Source organism: Paenibacillus sp. LT-B23 (assembly GCF_059417685.1).
Map to the genome: position 1 here is coordinate 150,141 of NZ_JBSQBM010000002.1, position 18,518 is coordinate 168,658.

The 18,518-nt window shown below is 46.8% G+C and carries 14 protein-coding genes; 4 read left to right on the top strand and 10 right to left on the bottom strand.

Annotation, left to right across the window (positions count from 1 at the left end):
* Window positions 1-72: 72 nt before the first annotated feature.
* Window positions 73-1,482 (bottom strand): MATE family efflux transporter, encoded by a 1,410-nt coding sequence (locus ACWXW9_RS03385; protein WP_494928279.1) that lies wholly within the window; start codon window positions 1,480-1,482, stop codon window positions 73-75.
* Between the two features lie 355 nt (window positions 1,483-1,837).
* Between ACWXW9_RS03385 and ACWXW9_RS03390 the strand changes: the two genes are divergently transcribed.
* The 3 genes from ACWXW9_RS03390 to ACWXW9_RS03400 all read left to right on the top strand — a co-directional run bounded on the left by ACWXW9_RS03390 (window position 1,838) and on the right by ACWXW9_RS03400 (window position 5,373).
* Window positions 1,838-2,845 carry an acrylyl-CoA reductase family protein gene (locus ACWXW9_RS03390; RefSeq protein WP_494928280.1) on the top strand — a complete coding sequence of 336 codons (1,008 nt, stop codon included), beginning with the start codon at window positions 1,838-1,840 and terminating at the stop codon, window positions 2,843-2,845.
* A 313-nt stretch (window positions 2,846-3,158) separates the two neighbouring features.
* Entirely contained in the window at window positions 3,159-3,719 is a 561-nt protein-coding gene (locus ACWXW9_RS03395; protein ID WP_494928281.1) for an RNA polymerase sigma factor, read from the top strand.
* Window positions 3,679-5,373, top strand: coding sequence for a DUF4179 domain-containing protein (locus ACWXW9_RS03400; protein WP_494928282.1), 1,695 nt, complete (start codon window positions 3,679-3,681; stop codon window positions 5,371-5,373). Before ACWXW9_RS03395 ends, ACWXW9_RS03400 begins: the two co-directional genes overlap by 41 nt.
* 107 nt (window positions 5,374-5,480) lie before the next feature.
* Here the strand turns inward: ACWXW9_RS03400 and ACWXW9_RS03405 are convergent, their stop codons facing one another.
* Genes ACWXW9_RS03405 through ACWXW9_RS03415 form a run of 3 tightly spaced genes read right to left on the bottom strand, consistent with a single transcriptional unit; the run spans window position 5,481 to window position 8,420 of the window.
* Window positions 5,481-6,305 carry a carbohydrate ABC transporter permease gene (locus tag ACWXW9_RS03405; protein WP_494928283.1) on the bottom strand — a complete coding sequence of 275 codons (825 nt, stop codon included), beginning with the start codon at window positions 6,303-6,305 and terminating at the stop codon, window positions 5,481-5,483.
* Window positions 6,305-7,171, bottom strand: a complete 867-nt coding sequence (locus ACWXW9_RS03410; protein ID WP_014278657.1) for a carbohydrate ABC transporter permease — start codon at window positions 7,169-7,171, stop codon at window positions 6,305-6,307. Before ACWXW9_RS03410 ends, ACWXW9_RS03405 begins: the two co-directional genes overlap by 1 nt.
* A 16-nt stretch (window positions 7,172-7,187) precedes the next feature.
* Window positions 7,188-8,420 (bottom strand): ABC transporter substrate-binding protein, encoded by a 1,233-nt coding sequence (locus tag ACWXW9_RS03415; RefSeq protein ID WP_494928512.1) that lies wholly within the window; start codon window positions 8,418-8,420, stop codon window positions 7,188-7,190.
* Window positions 8,421-8,586: 166 nt separating this feature from the next.
* Between ACWXW9_RS03415 and ACWXW9_RS03420 the strand changes: the two genes are divergently transcribed.
* Window positions 8,587-9,591 carry a cellulase family glycosylhydrolase gene (locus ACWXW9_RS03420; protein ID WP_494928284.1) on the top strand — a complete coding sequence of 335 codons (1,005 nt, stop codon included), beginning with the start codon at window positions 8,587-8,589 and terminating at the stop codon, window positions 9,589-9,591.
* A 108-nt stretch (window positions 9,592-9,699) separates the two neighbouring features.
* Here ACWXW9_RS03420 and ACWXW9_RS03425 read toward each other — a convergent pair whose 3' ends face one another.
* The 6 genes from ACWXW9_RS03425 to ACWXW9_RS03450 are packed head-to-tail and all read right to left on the bottom strand — an operon-like array spanning window position 9,700 to window position 18,483.
* On the bottom strand, window positions 9,700-11,082 hold the full coding sequence (locus ACWXW9_RS03425; RefSeq protein ID WP_494928285.1) for a lanthionine synthetase C family protein: 1,383 nt from the start codon (window positions 11,080-11,082) through the stop codon (window positions 9,700-9,702).
* Window positions 11,079-12,962 carry an ABC transporter ATP-binding protein gene (locus tag ACWXW9_RS03430; protein WP_494928286.1) on the bottom strand — a complete coding sequence of 628 codons (1,884 nt, stop codon included), beginning with the start codon at window positions 12,960-12,962 and terminating at the stop codon, window positions 11,079-11,081. The genes ACWXW9_RS03425 and ACWXW9_RS03430 overlap by 4 nt, the downstream gene beginning before the upstream one ends.
* Window positions 12,959-16,150: a lantibiotic dehydratase gene (locus tag ACWXW9_RS03435; protein ID WP_494928287.1), complete on the bottom strand. Its 3,192-nt coding sequence runs from the start codon at window positions 16,148-16,150 to the stop codon at window positions 12,959-12,961. The genes ACWXW9_RS03430 and ACWXW9_RS03435 overlap by 4 nt, the downstream gene beginning before the upstream one ends.
* Window positions 16,151-16,177: 27 nt before the next feature.
* The gene (locus ACWXW9_RS03440; protein WP_494928288.1) at window positions 16,178-16,945 is read right to left on the bottom strand and encodes an ABC transporter permease; all 768 of its coding nucleotides are present in this window, start codon (window positions 16,943-16,945) and stop codon (window positions 16,178-16,180) included.
* 12 nt (window positions 16,946-16,957) lie between these two features.
* Window positions 16,958-17,758, bottom strand: a complete 801-nt coding sequence (locus ACWXW9_RS03445) for a DUF2705 family protein (RefSeq protein ID WP_494928289.1) — start codon at window positions 17,756-17,758, stop codon at window positions 16,958-16,960.
* The gene (locus ACWXW9_RS03450; protein WP_494928290.1) at window positions 17,755-18,483 is read right to left on the bottom strand and encodes an ABC transporter ATP-binding protein; all 729 of its coding nucleotides are present in this window, start codon (window positions 18,481-18,483) and stop codon (window positions 17,755-17,757) included. Before ACWXW9_RS03450 ends, ACWXW9_RS03445 begins: the two co-directional genes overlap by 4 nt.
* Window positions 18,484-18,518: the final 35 nt, after the last annotated feature.

Here is an 18,518-nt window from a genome sequence, read left to right on the forward strand (position 1 = left end):
CAGGGCAGCAAAAAGAGGCAGTTCAAGATGCTCTCTTGAACTGCCTCTACATAATCATAAATGATCCTCGAATCAGTGTGCCGGAATCGGGGTTGCAGGCTGATCTGGTGCATCGTGCTCAATCAGCGCATGTTTTTCCCACAAGCGGCTTTTCCAGCGGACATACATAATGACTGCACGTGTCCATTCATCGGCAGCAATCGCCAGCCACACACCTGCCAGCCCCATATCCAGTTTGAACACGAGCAGATAACCGAGTGGCAAGCTCATGCAGACCATGGAGATCAATCCCATGAAGACCGGGAACTTGGCATCTCCTGCGGCACGCAAGGAGTTAATAATGACGATATTCGTCGTCCGGCCGGTTTCCAACAGGATGCTAAGTAAAATGACTTGTGCTCCCAAACGGATAATTTCAGGGTTTTCGGTGAACAGACCAAGCAAAGGCACACGGAAAAAGATAACCACCACATCAATAACAACGGTCACGAGGAGCGCCCATTTTACACTACTCATTACACGTTTGTAGGCTGTATCCTTCTGTCTGGCTCCAACCAGTCTTCCGACCACGATGGCCGTACCCATACCGACCGCCATACTGAACAAGTAGATATAGCTCGAAATGTTATTGGCATATTGACGGGTCGCCATCGCTTCTGCGCCCAGATAGGTCACGTACAGTGTGAAAATGAGCTGACACGACTGATACATGATGGACTCCAGCGCGGAGGGTACACCAATGCGCAAAATTTTAGCGATGAACTTTTTGGACAACTGAACGTAATATCTCCACTCGACACGCACCTCGGTTACGCGGTACATCAGCCAGAAGAAAATCAGGAGACACACAAAGCGGCTTCCTACCGTAGAAATAGCTGCCCCCTCTACGCCGAGCGCAGGCATTCCCCAATGTCCGAAAATCAAAACATAGTTACCAATGACGTGAATCACGTTCATCAGCACAGACACATACATCGTTTCCTTGGTAAAACCATGTGTACGAATCGTCGCCGCCAGCGCGTTAATCAATGCCTGAAGGAAAATGGCACCCCCGACGATGCTCATATACGATTCCGCATAAACCAGAATATCTCCCTGGACATTCAGCCATTGCAGCATATGAGTACCAAACACGAGAAAAATCACGCTAAGCAAAAGACCCACCATTAGATTCAAAGTAATGGCCGTACCCGTAACCTGGGCCGCTTCGACAAGCTTTTTAGAACCGATATATTGAGCTACGACGATAGCAGCGCCGTTGCCGATAACCTCCAGTACAAGGATAGCAATTGAAATAATTTGGTTGGACGCGCCCACACCCGACACTGCATTATCAGATACAGAACTGATCATGAATGTATCGACGCTTCCCATTAGCATAAACAGGAACAATTCAAGGAAAATAGGCCATGTCAAACGGAACAAATTCAGTTCCTTGGCTTCGGACAATACCGAACCATTTTTTAGTGCTCTGGTTGTCATTCATTCACCTTTCTTCATAGATTAATTTAACGATCAAAAGGTATGTTAGCACAGTCATTCTGAAAATACATCCCGTTTGCGTAAAATGATTTGCAAAACACGTAAGAATTCATTTATCACTTTCTTTCAATTGATTATCGAACTTTATTGAAACACAATATGGCAAAGATAGCCCCTGTAATCCGGGCTTTTTCGACGGAATTATGAGCAGAAGGGTATCATAGAATATGGGCCTGTGAGCATTGCCGCTGACAGGCTGCGCGGATAGTTGTATACTTTTTACGCATGATTTGTGAAGTATACTAAACTATTCCGCCATCAAAGACTTATATTGTAATAAAGGAGGCTTTTATAAATGACTCAATCATTTCAAGCCCTTGTCGTCGATCAGACGCAGGACGGTGAAGTTCAAGCAGAGGTACGCTCTCTGGAAACTGGCAGTTTACCTGCTGGAGAAGTTTTGATTCGTGTCGCTTATTCCAGCATCAATTATAAAGACGGGCTTGCCGCCCGCAAGGATGGAAATATTGTCAAAGCCTATCCGTTTGTGCCAGGTATAGATTGCTCGGGAACCGTCGTCTCTTCAGAGGATAACCGTTTCAGCGAAGGACAAGCTGTTCTCGTTACCGGTTACGGGTTCGGCGTGTCTCAATTCGGAGGATTCAGCGAATATGCACGCGTGCCTGCGGACTGGGTGGTTCCTCTTCCGGACGGGCTCACACCAAGAGAGGCCATGATTTACGGGACAGCCGGCTTTACCGCGGCCCTGTCGTTACATCGGCTGGAGCAAAACGGCGTTACGCCGGATCAAGGTAAGGTGCTCGTCACCGGAGCAACGGGTGGTGTAGGCGGAGCCGCGATTGCCCTGCTGGGCAAGAGGGGCTACCATGTTGTAGCCAGCAGCGGCAAAGCCGAGGCGGACGACTACCTTAAGGCGCTCGGAGCGACTGAGGTGATCTCCCGCGATGAGGTCTACGATGGCGCGGAGAGCATCCGGCCGCTCGGCAAGCAGCTCTGGCAAGCGGCCATTGATCCCGTAGGCGGGAAGCCGCTCGCTTCGCTGCTCAGCCAAGTCGCCTACAACGGCTCCGTCGCCGTGAGCGGTCTGACGGCAGGTACCAAACTGCCTACCACGGTGCTGCCGTTTATTTTGCGCGGCGTAAGCCTGCTGGGCATAGACTCCGTCTTCTGCCCTTATGAAACCCGCGTAGCGATTTGGAAGCGGCTTGGCAGCGACTGGAAGCCGGAACGGCTGGAGCAGCTTGTCGAGCGCGAAATCAGACTGGCTGACCTGCCAAACGCGCTGGAGGACATCCTGGCGGCCCGCTCGCAAGGCAGAACGCTCGTGCGGGTGGCTGACTAAGCGGAAGTATATCCGCACGTTGCCCGTCAGTGTACTTCCGCGTATAGGACTGTTCATTCCTTCATGTCTAACTTCGGAAAATGTAAGAAGCCTGTAAATCTGCAGTTTTTGAGATTTACAGGCTTCTTTTGTGTTTTACCATTACTTCATTAATGGATGAGCAAGCAACCTGAAAATAATGGTACAAAAAAACATGATACATTTGAAGAAAAGCGAAATACATCGACGCAGACGTTTAATTTTCACAACAAATGAACCTTTTTGGAGCCGCAGTTGTTATATAGGTAACCTGCACAGGAAAGGAGGGCACATATTGGAGAGCAATCGAGATTTGTTTGATCTGTATCAACGGGATGTATACCGGACCTGCTACTATATGGTACATAATGCATCGGATGCAGAAGATTTAACTCAGGAAGTGTTTATCACTTTGTTTCGCAGCAATCGCGAACATATCGAACACCTAAAAGCCTGGATTATGAAAATTACAGTAAACCATTGTCTGAATTACCTTAAACGCCGAAACAGCTTGCATATGAAGGTGTCGGCTAATCCCTATTTATTCACCGGGACCGAAAGCAAGCCCGTAGACAGGCTGGTGGAGGAGCGCGAATCCGCAGAGGAATGGGCTGTTTATATGAATCGTCTTCCGGCCAAAATCCGCGCTGTGCTAACACTCCGATATATGCATGATTTCACGCTGACAGAAATATCCGAGTTGCTGACAATCCCGCTGGGAACCGTCAAATCAAGGACACACAAAGGGCTTCGGCTAATGGAGCGAATACTGAGGGATACAGGCGCACAGATTCCCGAGCTGGAAGGAGAGAACTATGAAAAAAGTAGAACAGGCATTGAAGCGCAAATTAAATGATGATTCGGGAGTTGCCTATCCTGACTTCGAGAAGATGTGGGATCGGATGGAACAGGCAGGACAGACTGCCTCCACTTTAACAAATGCTTCCGAATCAGTCGAATCAGTTACTCCACGCCGACACAAAAATTGGCGCAAAATAACGATTACCGCTTCTCTGAGTGCACTTCTGGTTGCAGTTCCCGTCTATGCCGCCATCCATTATAATTGGGACAATTTGTTACACGGAAGAAGCGGCATTCAGACAGCTCTAAATCAAGACCTTGGGCAACCGCTGGAGCAGTCTGTGACCAGAGACGGTGTGAAGCTGACGCTGCATACAGCTATTGTCGATGAGAACCGGACCGTGATCCTGTACAGCCTGGAGGTCGGAAAACGGGCAGACAACGAGTTTTGGAATGTCAAAGGCATAACACTTAAAAACGCCACGGGGAAAAACAGTGAAGGGGAGTATAACTTTCAACAATGGGACCCGAAAAATCAACAGTACAACGGGTACTTTGAAAGTGACTGGACACCGCAGCAGGACACAGAGAACATGCGGCTGACCGTAGAACATGTAGAGCTTGACAGCATACAGGAGTTGGATTTACCACTTGATACCCAATCTCCCAAAATACAAACTTTCACACTGGATCGTGACGGTTTACAAGATATGAAGGTGCAGGTATTTGAACAAGGGAAGGATAAACTGATGCTGTCCTCGGGGATTACCTTCGATTCGTCGATACCCAAGAGATGGGATAATCCGCAAATCATTGCCTACAAAGACGGAGAGCCTGTGATGTCGCAGCCTGGAGGGGCTTTTGGCAAACCCGGAGATAACGGGGAATATACAGCACAGCAATATTTTATCCGAGAACATGTACCGGAAGGGCAAATTACTTACAAGCTGCAATATGCCAAAACCGAGAAAAGTATAGATGAACCGATAAATTTTGATCTGCAATTAAGCAAAAAACGGATGGAAAGCGGAACAATCAAGTCAGCACTGAATATCCCGCTGGAGAAAGGAAATCCGAATTTCACAATGGAACAGATGGTTGTCACACCTACGCAAATCCGCCTTACGATCAGAGGCAAGAAGAAATTCGCCGATATCCCTTATCAAAAATACTTCCTCTCCGTGAACGGTAAAACGTTAGAGGGTAACAAATGGTCACCACCCAGCAGCACTCCTGATCTGACCACCATCCGTTTTGAACGACCCTCTGATCTTGTGATTACCAAGGACACACCGATTACGTTTACGGGTAAATACAAGGTTACGATCCATTCGGATGACAAAACGCCGCAGCGTTTAACGGATATTTCTGAACAAAAACAGACGCTGACTACACAAATCGGGGGTTATCCCGTGAAGTGGACCTACTACAAGCAAGGGGCAGACTTGTTCGTAGAAACTGAAAGCGAGGACGCTCGATTTGGCGGGATCAACCAGACTCATATTGGCCTGGGTAAAGAACGGATTTTGGGTAAACAGATCTCGGCTAATTTTACAGGGGACGGCATTAACAAAGCAGTTGATGTCTATAAGAATTTCAAGGGAACCGAGGCTTCCATCTATATGTTCTTCTATACTACGGACGAACCAGAAGCAGAGATTACTGTACCCATACAGCCTCTGACGACCCAAAGCGAAGCATCTAAATAGCAATGTTATAAAAAGGATGTCCCATATACCTGTGTGAGCTGCGATATATGGGACACCTTTATTTTTCCCAGTGAGCTGCGATGTGGTTGGAGTTATTGTATTTCCGCTTACTTCACGGAGCCTTGCGTAACGCCATTGATGATCCATTTTTGTGCCATCAGATAAACGATAATCATCGGCAGCAAGGCCATCAGGTACGAGGCAAAGGCCAGATTAAAGTCTGTATTGAACTGTCCCTGGAACACATACTGAACGAGCGGCAGCGTGTACTGCTCCGGGTCACTGATAATAATAAGCGGCAGCAGAAAGTCGTTATAGGTGGACAGGCAGGTGAGTATCCCAACGGTAGCACTAATCGGTGCCATCAACGGAAAAATGATTCGCCAGAACGTGCCCCATGTCGTCGCCCCGTCTACCGTAGCCGCCTCTTCCAGCGCCACCGGAATGGAGCGGATATAGCCGACATAGACGAACACATTAAACGCCAGCCCGTACACCGTATGCAGCATAATCAGACCAAACAGATTGGTCATGTGAAGTCCCGAGGCCAATTTGACAATCGGCAGCATAATGATCGGGAAAGGAATGAACATCGCGCTCACAAAGTAAAAATATAACCCCTTAAAAAAGCGTCGCTGCATATTACGCGCAATCGCATAAGCGACCATGGAATTGGTCAGCAGCGTCAGCACTACCGTTGATGTCGTGACCATCACACTATTCTGAAAAGCGCTGAAAAAGTTGGTCATTTCCACCGCACGACTAAAATTTTCCCAGTGCAGCTCGGTCGGAAAGGCAAAGGCAGAATGCGCCATCTGCTCGGGATTTTTAAGCGCAATCGTCACCGTCATATAGAGGGGAAACAGGATAAATATCGTTCCCAACGTCACCAGAAGCAGTACAGGCCAGTTGGTACGTCTGTTCGTTCTCATCAGTTATCCATCTCCCTTCTCTGGAGGAATCGCAGCTGTAAGATGGAAATCATCGCAATCACAATAAAATAAATGACAGAGTTAGCCGACTGATAAGCAAATTCCCCGCCTCTAAAGCCCCCTGTATAGATCAAGTGTGATATCGACTGTGTCGCCCGCCCCGGCCCTCCGTTCGTCAAGGCCACGATTTGGTCGAACACCATAAGAGAATTTTTCATCGCCAATACCATATTGATCGTAAAAAACGGGGCAATCAGCGGAAACGTAATACTCCAGAATTCACGCCACTTGCCTGCACCGTCCAGATTGGATGCCTCATACAGACTTGTTGGAATGGTTTGCAGCCCGGCCAGATACAGAATCGTATTGAAGGCAATCCCCTGCCATACGGCTACGATCACAACCCCCACCCAAGCCAACTGTTCGCTGCCCAAAATATTCGTCGACAATGAGGTAATACCTAAATTTTGCCCCCAAATCGTAAACACGTTCGAAAACAAGTAATTGAATATGTACCCGACAATCAGCACGCTTAAAATATTAGGCAGAAAATAAATGCCCCGGAAAAAGTTACGGAACCGTATTTTAGCATTCAGCCCCAGCGCAATCAGTAAACTGAGGACATTAATCGCAATCGTAACCACAATGGCAAACTTGAAGGTAAACCAGTATGCGTTCCCCACATTATCGTCCTGAAACAGATTGACATAGTTTTTGAACCCGACAAAGTGATATTGATGACCAAAGCCGTTCCAGTTCGTGAGCGAATAATAAAAGCCCTGCAAGGCAGGTAATGTCAAAAATATAAAAAACAACAGGACAGCCGGCACGGTCATCCAATAGAAAGCCGTTAGTCGCTTATTCATGTCTTATCCTCCTCCCCTATCGGCGGTTAGCTACCTTATCCCATTCACTGTCCAGCTTCTCCAAATAAGCGTCGATGTCTCCATTTTGCAGGAAGGCCTGCACAATGGAATTTAACTGTACGGCTTTCGGAATATAATGATCGGCAAAATCAATCACACGTCCGGATTTAAAATACGGCAGCAGCTCCGCTACACTCGGATCATCCTGCGTGACTCCCTTCACCGCTGAAAACAGCGTCTGCTCTGTAATATACTGCTTGCTGTTCTCCGGCTTCAGCAGGAAGGCAATGAACTCCTCGGCCTCTTTTTTATGCGGAGTGCTCTCCGACACGGCTAACAGTGTATCTATACCAGACACCAGCTTGACCGCCTTTTCATCGTTCCCTGTCGGTAACGGGAAGAATCCAAGCTCCACCTTCGGGTTCGCCTTGCGGATTTCAGATATCGCCCATGAGCCCTGGATATACATAAACCCCTGTCCATTAGCAAAGGCACGGTTCCCGTCCGCATAGTTTTTGCCAAAATTATCGCCATGTCCATATTTCAGCAGCTCCAGCTGCTTTTCCGCAACCTCGCGGTACTTGTCCTGAAAGGTGACCTGATTTGCACGTCGTTGCAGGAAAAAATCAATGCCCACCAGATTCGGACCAAGTGCATTAAAGGGAAGGTTCGTCTGCCAATCATCTTTATATGTAAAATAGAACGGAATTTTGCCTGCGGCCTTGATCTTTTGTGCCGTTGCGATCAGTTCGTCCCACGTTTTGGGCACCTGTAATCCCATTTCCTTAAAAAGTGTTTTGTTGTACATCACACCATTCGCATTGGCGGCATAAGGGATTCCGTACACCGGATCGGCCCCGGTCACATCCTTGAGCATTTTGAGGTAGATTGGGTCCACTGTACGCGGCAACTCCGTATTCACCAAATCCGTAAAAATACCGCTCTGCGCCAAAATGGAATAAGTATCGGTGGCCCCAAGCCCCACAATGTCAGGTACATCATTTTTGACAACCCGGGTCAGCAACACCGTCTCTGCCTCCGGCGGGTTGACCTGTGTCACTTCAATGCCGGGATGCTCCTGATTGAATCGGAAGATCAGCTTATCGAAGGAACCTTTGGCCTCCGGCTTGTTCTGGAAAAATTCAATCTTCACCTTGCCTGACGCGTCATCCTTATTGCATGCGCTTACAATAATCGCCATTAGAAGTATCGAAGCTAGTAATGACAGCCTCTTGCCCCATTTCCACATACTCATACCTCCTTTTCCCCTATGTCAATCTATTGCGTGACTAGACAATTAATACCCGAAGTCTATGTAAAAGAAACGATATGTCATTCCAACATCACAATAGGTGTAATATGTATTCATTTTCAACATAGGATTAACTTGACTATAGAGGAGGAGGCGTTGGTTTGTGAGAGATTGGCGGTTATATGGCAAAAAGGTACTGGTATTCGCTGTAGTGTTTCTGCTTTTTTCCGGCATGGGTTTGTTGAATGGGGGTACATCGTTTGCAGCCTCAGGATTTCATGTAAGCGGAACCAGTCTGAAGGATGCAAACGGGAATACCTTTGTCATGCGTGGAGTAAATAACCCTCATATCTGGTTTGATACACAAGCCTACCAGGCATTGGATACCATTGCGGCGACGAAGTCCAACACCGTTCGCATTGTGTGGCAGACGAATGGATCAGCACAAAGACTGGAGGAAATTATCAACCGCGCCAAACAGCTCAAGCTGATCTCTGTCGTTGAACTGCACGATGTTACAGGCAGCAATGATGCCAACCGTTTGAACGATATGGCCCGTTATTTCGCTGATCCAGCGGTGAAAAAGGTACTGGCCGATAACCAGAAGTATGTCCTCGTGAATATCGCGAATGAGTGGGGTGACCACAACCTCACCGAAGCCGCATGGCGGGACGCTTACAAAACGGCCATCACCACGCTGCGCAACGCAGGCTTGCCGAATACGATTGTGATTGACGGCTCCGGCTGGGGACAATATGCCTCCCCCATTAAGGCCCATGGCGTTGAGCTGTTACAGCATGATCCCAACCATAATTTGCTGTTCTCTGTCCATATGTACGCCAACTACAATGATTCCAGCAAAATCGGCTCTGAGCTGCAAGCCATTAAGGATAAAGGGCTGGCTGTCATCGTGGGCGAGTTTGGCTACAACTACAACAACGGCAACAACAATCTGGGTACCACCGTGAATCCCTATGAGGTCATGAAGCAATCCCAAGCCAAAGGCATCGGCTATCTGGCCTGGTCCTGGACGGGCAACAACAGCGAGAACGCATGGCTTGACCTTGTGAACAGCAGCGACTGGAAAACGCCGACGACATGGGGCAATATCATATTGAACGATGCCAACGGCATCAAGAACACTTCGAAGACAGCTTCGGTGTACTAAGGTCTGACTGAGGTTCACAAGGTATTGGTACTTAAAAAGGAAGATCCAGCGACCCGCTAATGGTCGACTGGATCTTCCTTTTTATCAATTAAAGCTTATATCTCCGTTTTAGCGAATTAAAAAAGCAGCGTCCCACTCCGGATTTTCTCCCCCGATCAATGAAGCCAACACCAAAGCAACACCCGCACTGCCATTCAGAAAACCAGCCTCATCCACTTCTTCCATTCTTCCAGCCAGTAGACTGTGATCATAAAAACCAAACAGCGATTCAGAATCGAACATATTTAATACATCTTCCAGTAACCTATTCCGCATCGCACCTAGCTGCTCATGCCCGGTATCTGAATACATACGCTGAACCAATTGCAGCAATCCTCCGACACCATGACACAATGTGGCAGAGGTTAATTCCCCGTTGCGATAAAGCCGTTTTTCTATATCCAAATAGGCGCGAAGTCCCGTTTCAATCCATTCTTCATTGTGAACTGCTTGTCCTGCCAGCCAGATCGAACGTGCAATGCCTGGTACACCGTAGCACCAAGAATCACGATGATTTTGAGCGCTGTTCGGCAAGGGTTGGTCATCCAGCCACTCCTCAAAAGAAACCCGATCAGGCCAAATTATGCCCTCTTTATCCTGAACGCGCCAATGATGTATAAACTTGGCCAGTTTATGTATATCATTCACTAAAAGAGGGGAGTCCGCTTCATGGAGAGCAGATAGACTCAGAAAACATAAGGGACCTGCAATACCATGCGAAAGTCCTAAATTGAAATTCCCCTGAGGATATTGCAGCTTTTCATTCTCCTGAAACTGATGTTCTGAGGAAATGTGCCAGCCAGGTACAGAATGGCCATTCCTAATTCGGTCGCTGCACATCACTTGAAATAACTCAATGGTCTGGTTCCATACCGTACGCATAGTGGGGCGGTCAGAAAATAACATGGCGATACGTCCTATCCCCGTAAAACCTGATATGGCGTCATACTGACTCATTTGTAGCTGTCCCTTTTCCCATTGCTCTTGACATAAAGCCACACTATGCAGCGCGGATTCTTCGAACCAGGAGGCGAGAGTGTCTAGCATCCCTTGATAGCGCGTACCCTTTCTCGATAAGGAGTGAATGGCCAGCAAAATACCTGCTAACCCACTATACAGCGACAGATCATGGATACCTTGCTGTTCCATGACCAAACGAATCCGCTCCAGATATTGATGTCCTACCCTATCCCAGCCATCCTCGGGATAGAGTCGATCCAACTGACCCATCAGCAAACATATGCCCGTAAACCCGCTTCCCAAGCTCTCATCTGACCAACGCTCAATCTTCATTCCGTCAGATTCGATCGGAGGTACTTTTTTCATCCATAAACGAACCTGCTCCGGGTCTCTATAACGCTCGGCAATCTCCAGCAAGACCGCAGATATCCTATCTTTTATTTCCCCCTCGACGGGTATCCAACTGTCGCATGTATATGAAATCGTCGTCATCCTGAAACTCTCCCTCCGGCTTCGATTAAGGAATCTTCTTCACTGAACGAACTGGCCTGAATCCTATACATCTCTGCATACAACCCATCCAGTAAGATCAATTCCCTATGGGTCCCCTGCTCCACAATTAAACCATTGTCCATCACCACAATTTTCTGAGCCAGACGTGCTGAGGAAATCCGATGAGTAATAAAAATTCCGATGCTGTCTTTCATTAAATCCAGAAACAAGACGAGCAAGTCCCTCTCTGCCACCGGGTCCAAAAAAGAACTAGGTTCATCCAAAATATACACATCCGCTTTCCGTAAAAAGGCCCTTGCGATAGCCACCCGCTGCCACTGGCCTCCCGAGAGCTGGTAGCCATCCTCGAACCATTTTCCAAGCTGTGTGTCCAGGCCCTGTGGCAATTGGGTTATAATGCGGTCTATAGCTGCGTATTCGGCAGCATGCATTAGCTCCTCATCCTGCCCCATATGATCCAGCGAACCAAAGCCGATATTGTGACGAGCAGACATTTCATAATGCATAAAATCCTGAAATACCACGCCTATTTTCTCCTGAATCTGTTCCAGATCGTAATCTTGAACAGGACGCCCATTCAATTTGAGCACACCGCTGTAATCCGAATAGAGCTGCATCAGCACCTTCATGAGCGTTGATTTCCCTGAACCATTTTTCCCTACAATGGCTATGGTCTGGCCTTTATCCATTGTTAAATGAATATCCCGAATGGACGGCTCGGTTTGACCGGGATAAGTAAAAGAAACGCCTTCTATTGAAATTTGCTCAATACCAAAGCCGGTACTGCATTCCGGGCCGATCGGAAGCGCCTGTTCCTGTTGACGACGAACCGGATCCGATGTGGGTAACTGTAAAAATAGAAATAACTGCTCCATATACAGATTGTTTTGCGAAAATTGGACAATCCCCTGAATCAAGGCCTGCATCTGGCTTTGGGTCAGCATAATAGCTTGAATGTAGCCGTATAAACTGCCTATTAATAATTTTTGCTCAAAGGTTTCCCGAATCGCAAGCCATACGACCCATAGCAAAACCGTCAGCTCCAGTAAGCTATACAGAAACGTAATCCTAACCCTTTTGCCCAATATTCGTCTGTCCTCTACAAAAAATCGTTGTAATAAAGCTCTGTATCTTTTCAGCAAATAAGGTCCCAGATTAAACATTTTCACTTCCTTGACCGCACGATCATTGGTCAGCAAATAGGTCATATACCAGGACTCCCGATATAACGGGGTACGATTCATGTAAATTTCAAACTGTTCTTTATTTAATTTGAAAATGGAATACACAGATACCAAAGAGATTATAAAAAGAATGACGACAACCCACCATTTCCATAGGAAAAGCAGCGTTGCAGAAGACAGCATGGTAACCAAGCTCGATATAATGCCTGCCATTTGAGTGTATAACTGATACGGACGATAAGAAGCCTCTTGAGAAGCCCGCTTTAGCTGATCGTTGATCTCCGAATTTTCATAATCCGCCAGTCCCAAGGAACCTGACTTTTCTCCGATCATAATATTCAGGGACTTGGACAGTACAGCTTCAAGCGTGCCCTCTACATAGCTTTGACTCATCGTCACCACACTTTTTAATACATGAATGGCTATAAACAGACCAAATTGAAGCATAATCAGGGAAATGCCCTGCGGGCTGGAAGAAACAATGCTATTGAGCAGATTTTGCATAATAATCAATGTAAGAACAGGCATCAAGCCTTGGACGATGTGCAAAAAAATACTGGAAACCATATATGGCTTATTCATACCAAATACCAGTCTAAAAAGCTTTAAACCTTGTCGTATGGACCTCCAGATGGACTCAACCTCAAGCTTTGTACTTTCCTGCACGCTACTCATTGGCAATTCCACCGATACTGAATCAAGCTGTGCATCGCATGTCTGGCCATAATCATCACCTTACGCTCCCGATCCCTGTCTATCCCTAGTAATCGGTTTAGATGCATATGGATCACACTATATACGATATCATCTCTTGTATTGGTGGCTCCCCCCTTCGCTTCCTGTTCATGGATCACACGGTTATACCCCGCTACCGCTTCTTTTCTCATGTTAAAAATACTCTCTATGGAGTCACGGCTGGATTGAATCGAATTTAGATTTTCCTGATCCGATGCCATCCATTGTAAAAAGAACTTTCTTTCCTTGCGGAAATCATCCAAATACTCTTTGACGTCAAAATGCTGATTCAGGAGCTTGAAGGTATCTTCCTCGCTGTACCCAAACTGAGACAGAAGGTTAATGACGCTTAGGATTGCGATCACATCCTGCTGCAAGGAGGTCTGGCTGAACCGGATCAGATGTACAAGCCTAGCCGCTACCTCACTGTCGCAGGAAAACATTCGCTCCGCGCACGCCATAGGCTCCTTCCCGCCGTAACGCTCTATTTCAGGTTCATAGGTATCAATGACCACTCTGGATATCAATCCTTCATGCAAAAGCGTCTCTGTCCATTGATGGAACAGGGAAAGGAACGCATTGCCCTCCCGATTCTCCGACTGTTCGAACCGAACGCGAATATGCTTATCTGGATCAGCATAGCGGATAAAGTAGCCCTGAAGGATCACACCGCTATCTTGTTGCTGGCGTACAAATTCCTCCCAGTACCCACCAATAAACTCATCCTGCCGACTGTTCATACCATATAGCTTCGCGTAGAACCAGCGGCTACCCGGCAAATAAGCAAAGGCCGCTTCTGTGGGATGGTGATTGGTTTCCTCCTGATCTATATATAGGGAAGCAGCCACTTCTTCTCCAAAACGATGCGCATCAACAACCTGGTTGCGACGCACGAGCGGAAACACAAATTCGGCCGCTACACGGCTACCGTTGCGAGAAACGGGCATATCTTCGACTGCACCTATATGCTCAATCAGAGTGACTTTGCCTTTGGCTTGAAGCTCCTTGCAAATCTGCTCCATATGCAGCGGGTGTTCCATATCCAGCAGAATGCGATTATCTAATTCAATCATGTACACATAACGCGGCAGGCTCCATTTTTTTTGGAACTGACGCACCCACTTCTCAAAAAGCCCCGCGTCCTTGGATGCATTCAGTGTTGAATCACATATCATTCTCCATGTCGCCGGGTGAAGAATAATATGCTCATATCTTAGACGCGGAGTAAAAGGAGCGTGCGCGACGAACCCCCACTCCATAGGCGACCAATGTCGGTAACCGTCGTCGCTGACCTCCAAGAGAAAGCGGTATATGTTAGGGGTCAATTCCGCATTGAGCATATGTCCGGCTCTGGCAATGATCTCACGATTGCGGCTCATCGACTTCAAATAGAAATGGTCGTTCCGTACTCCTACGGCGAGGTCCGAAACATGAATTTGCCGTTCCTCTGGCATGATGTGATTGGTTCCTATTGCAATTTCATAAGGCCGGGTGTGCTGCGTTAACACCACATTCGCCGTTCTTCCCGAGCTAGGCAAGTAGGATATCTCAGCCAGCAGCTTTTCAGGCTGTAATCGTTGCTCTTCTAGCTGAATTTGAGAGAATAGGTCCGCAAAAGGCTGCCCAAACAGGTCCAAAAATCTCCCGAATGTCTTCCCCGCCCCATCAGACCCCTGATTAGGTCCTAACAGCAAGGTATATTCGCCGCGATCCACAGCCAGCTGGTCCGAGGCAGAAAGCTGAAAGATCAATTCCATAGAAGGTGCTGCGAGCCATTTCCCCTGCTCCTGCCCCTTTACAATTTCGTCTATCATGGCATCTGTCAGCACGACTTCATTCTTTCCTTCATGAATGCAGGACACGAACCATTGAAATAAAAGCTTTTCATAATGCGTTCTCGACTTGGATGGAGACATATTCTCTAGTCGCACTCGGCGACTCAGGGGATGCTTGTAGCCTGCGGGAGCCCCTAAGCCCGTATCCTCATCCAGCAGCTCCAGCAAGGGAACCTCTCGGTACGGCCCGTACTTCTCCAGAAATTCCACACAAAATTCGTCCAAGGGTCTGTTTTCACGCGTCGAAAGCTTGGTCAACAAGTCAGCAACACGCTCAACATCTTTACGAATGGCGTGCGGAAGGGACATACCTCGATCCTCCATAGACAGGTCGATTTGCAAACTGGATTTCACACTGAACATATCGTCCATATAGCGTCTTAATTCAGCCAGAAATTCTTCTCCCTGACCGATAGGTAAACCATTATATTCATGAATAGCATCTGCAATGTAAATAAGCTTTTGTTTGAATTCATCCATACCCGTTACGTGTTTCAAGGTGGATAGTATATGATTTAGCGGGTCAGGAGTCGTCGTAGGAGGAATAAGCTCAGAAATCAGAAATTCTTGCTCAAATAGCTGCCACACATAACGGTCAATCGTTTCAGAACTAGCACCCACAAATTCCTTTTGGAGATGATCGACCAGTTCCAGATAAGGGATGGGGACCGAGGTTACGTCCATCACACAATCAAACACTTGGGTCGTGCGAACGGACACACTCTGATCTTCACCGTCAACCATACTTCCGTGCCTTGTCGTATAGGGAATTTTAGCACGGTTGCCCTGACGGTAAATTAAGGTGTTACGCTGAATCCTTAACTGACGTACCACCTCTTGACGGCCTTCAATCAGCTCCATCACTTTCAGCAGCCACTCCATATCGGGTCTTGCACGCTTTTGATAAGTATCCGTCCCTCGTAAACAAAGCTGTGATTGTTCCGTGAATTGCCCGTATGTGACCCCCGATAACAAACCGAACGGTGTGGGTCGTGTCATCATTCTGATAATATAGCGCATGAAGGCTTTGATGACCTGTCCCTGTTTGCGCGGATTGTCCGGGTTGCTAATATGTAATAAAGATTCAAGCAACGTAGGGCTGGAGGCTGCCAGTGCTTCACGTATGAATGGGTTGCTGGACCATTCGGATAGATGATGCAATGTGACCTCTCTGACCTTCTCATCTTCTCCGACACAGGTTGGAAAGCATTTTGCAAACTCTTCTATAGGCAGCACCGGGGTACGGAGCATAAAGAAATCTAAGGTTTTATAAAGGTTTTCTTTCGTCTTCATGTGAAACCTCCGTTCTAAGCCAAGCTTCTAGATAACCTTTTTTTGCCAACGAGTGAAGCTAACGATGGAGCACAGTAGTACAGTCACACCTAAACAAATCCAGAATTTGAAGGAACCATCCACTCTTAACGCAAGCATAATTTGTTGAAAAGGGTCCATTAATACCACAAGCGGCTTGAAAATGGGGTAGAGAAACATGGATAAAGCCAAAATGGCAATAAAGGCAAACAAAGGTCTGGAGATGAACAAGCACACGACACTACTCAGCATAAGCTTTGCTAGACAAACCAGCGTGAGCAACAGATAAAACGCAAGGGTGTATGAGACAGCTTCCATTGAGGTGGAGGGTAATGTCGAACCGTATTTAAAAAAGGTAGCGGCGTTCGGGAACAACATCCACCCGGCAAACACACCTATAAGCAGGGTCGTTCCTGTAAAAAACATCGTCGTAACTGATAATGCGAGCAACTTACCCAACCAGAATTGAAAACGCCGGTACGGCCGCAATACGTATAAGCGATATGCACCAGAATGAATATCCCCGCTTAACTGATCCACATACAAAATGGGTAACATCGCCGTGATCAGAAATAAGGAAACTTCACTCATCATGAGCCACGGCAAATTCAAATTGTTAACAGCAACAATCCCTTCACCGAACCGGAACCTCATTGTATCTGTTATTTTCAGGCTCCAAATGTTTGCAATAACGATAAGTACAAAAGCTATATATAATAAAATTGTGGATTTTCGATTCCATATCCGTTCCATTTCACTTCGCCAAATTCCCAGCATACAAAGATCCTCCTAATACAAATAATCACCGGCAGCAAAACGACGGTATGCGGCCCACGTAAAAAAGATTAAATAAAAAGCGACAACTGTGGTAATCGCCCCATTCACAGACCCATTTCCCTCCAGCGATCCATCCAGCCCTGTATATTGCATATAAGGAATAAGCAAAAAAGCAATGACATCGTGCAAATATGAAGTATGAGGGGCAAGGGAAGCTAATTTTAGGTATAATCCATCAAACAGCAAGGCACCCAGATTGTAAGTCATACAGGCACCAATCGCATACGTTACACTTTTGCTGCACATAGCAATAAAGGAATAGAGGGAGCTTATAGCGAGTAGCGAAGCAAATGCCCAACCGTAATATTCGAATACATAGATCCATTTATTCCCTAGAAAACTAGTATCACCTAGATCGTATGAGGATCTCCATACTTCAACGATCACCTGCGAGGATACCGCAAAAACCACTAGAAGAAGCAAAATGGAGATGTTAACCACGAATAGCTTGCTCCAAAATATTTGGCCACGGGTAAATCGACGCATAAATAGCAAACGCATCTGCCCACTCCGAAATTCTTCTGTATACACAGCAGCAACCAAGGCAGCTACCGCAATATTGCATACTAAATACAAATTTTCACGCAAGCCTGTAACCATAAAGCTTTTAGATAATACCTCCATAGGAACCTTCATAATGCGTAGAAAATATCCCCCTGTAGAATAAGCCAACACGGGTGTACATAAAATCAGGAGCCAGAACCATTTCCTTTTCCACAATCTTTCAAACTCGCTGTAAATGAGTAGCTTCATAGTCCCATAAGCCCTATAAAGGCATCCTCCAGCCGTTGACCTTCCTCAACCAGTTGATCAGCAGGCCCCTTCCAAACTAGCGTTCCCTCTTTGATGACAATCAGCTCGTCACACATTTGCTGCAATTCATCCAGCAGATGACTGGAGATAAAAAAAGCATAATTAGCTGAATCGCGCAAACGAAGAATAATATCTCTCAGCTCTCGCATTCCCATAGGATCAAGACCATTGGATGGCTCATCAAGCAGAAGGAGCTCCGGGCTACCCAGCATAGATTGGGCAATACCGAGCCGCTGCTTCATCCCCAGAGAATAAGCTTTGACCTTGTCATCTCCCCGCGATTCCAGCCCCACCCTTTTTAGTAGCTCCTCAATATGATTCTCCCGATCCGAAGACTTAATTTCCGTGTGCAGCCGAGACAAATTACGCAATACCTGTCTGCCTGTCATATAATCAAAAAAGACCGGGGATTCAATGATAGCGCCTACTTTAGACAACGCCTTTTCCCGGTCCGTCTGCACATCGTATGAAGCAATCCTTACAAAGCCGCTAGTTGGCTGCATGAGTCCTGTCATAATCCGCATCATCGTCGTTTTCCCGGCTCCATTCGGTCCGATGAAACCATATATCTTCCCTCTTTCAAGCTCGAAGGAAATGTTATTTAACAAATCACGTTTCCCCATTTTTTTGGTTACCTGCTGGACTTCCAATAAGGCATCAGACATACGTTTTCCTCCATTACCAAACCGATATAAAGGAT

Excerpts from the sequence above, each read along its gene's own strand:
- ACWXW9_RS03385 (WP_494928279.1), bottom strand. The coding sequence starts at position 1,482 with ATGACAACCAGAGCACTAAAAAATGGTTCGGTATTGTCCGAAGCCAAG.
- ACWXW9_RS03390 (WP_494928280.1), top strand. The coding sequence starts at position 1,838 with ATGACTCAATCATTTCAAGCCCTTGTCGTCGATCAGACGCAGGACGGT.
- ACWXW9_RS03400 (WP_494928282.1), top strand. The coding sequence starts at position 3,679 with ATGAAAAAAGTAGAACAGGCATTGAAGCGCAAATTAAATGATGATTCG.
- ACWXW9_RS03405 (WP_494928283.1), bottom strand. The coding sequence starts at position 6,305 with ATGAGAACGAACAGACGTACCAACTGGCCTGTACTGCTTCTGGTGACG.
- ACWXW9_RS03410 (WP_014278657.1), bottom strand. The coding sequence starts at position 7,171 with ATGAATAAGCGACTAACGGCTTTCTATTGGATGACCGTGCCGGCTGTC.
- ACWXW9_RS03415 (WP_494928512.1), bottom strand. The coding sequence starts at position 8,420 with ATGTGGAAATGGGGCAAGAGGCTGTCATTACTAGCTTCGATACTTCTA.
- ACWXW9_RS03425 (WP_494928285.1), bottom strand. The coding sequence starts at position 11,082 with ATGACGACGATTTCATATACATGCGACAGTTGGATACCCGTCGAGGGG.
- ACWXW9_RS03430 (WP_494928286.1), bottom strand. The coding sequence starts at position 12,962 with ATGAGTAGCGTGCAGGAAAGTACAAAGCTTGAGGTTGAGTCCATCTGG.
- ACWXW9_RS03435 (WP_494928287.1), bottom strand. The coding sequence starts at position 16,150 with ATGAAGACGAAAGAAAACCTTTATAAAACCTTAGATTTCTTTATGCTC.
- ACWXW9_RS03440 (WP_494928288.1), bottom strand. The coding sequence starts at position 16,945 with ATGCTGGGAATTTGGCGAAGTGAAATGGAACGGATATGGAATCGAAAA.
- ACWXW9_RS03445 (WP_494928289.1), bottom strand. The coding sequence starts at position 17,758 with ATGAAGCTACTCATTTACAGCGAGTTTGAAAGATTGTGGAAAAGGAAA.
- ACWXW9_RS03450 (WP_494928290.1), bottom strand. The coding sequence starts at position 18,483 with ATGTCTGATGCCTTATTGGAAGTCCAGCAGGTAACCAAAAAAATGGGG.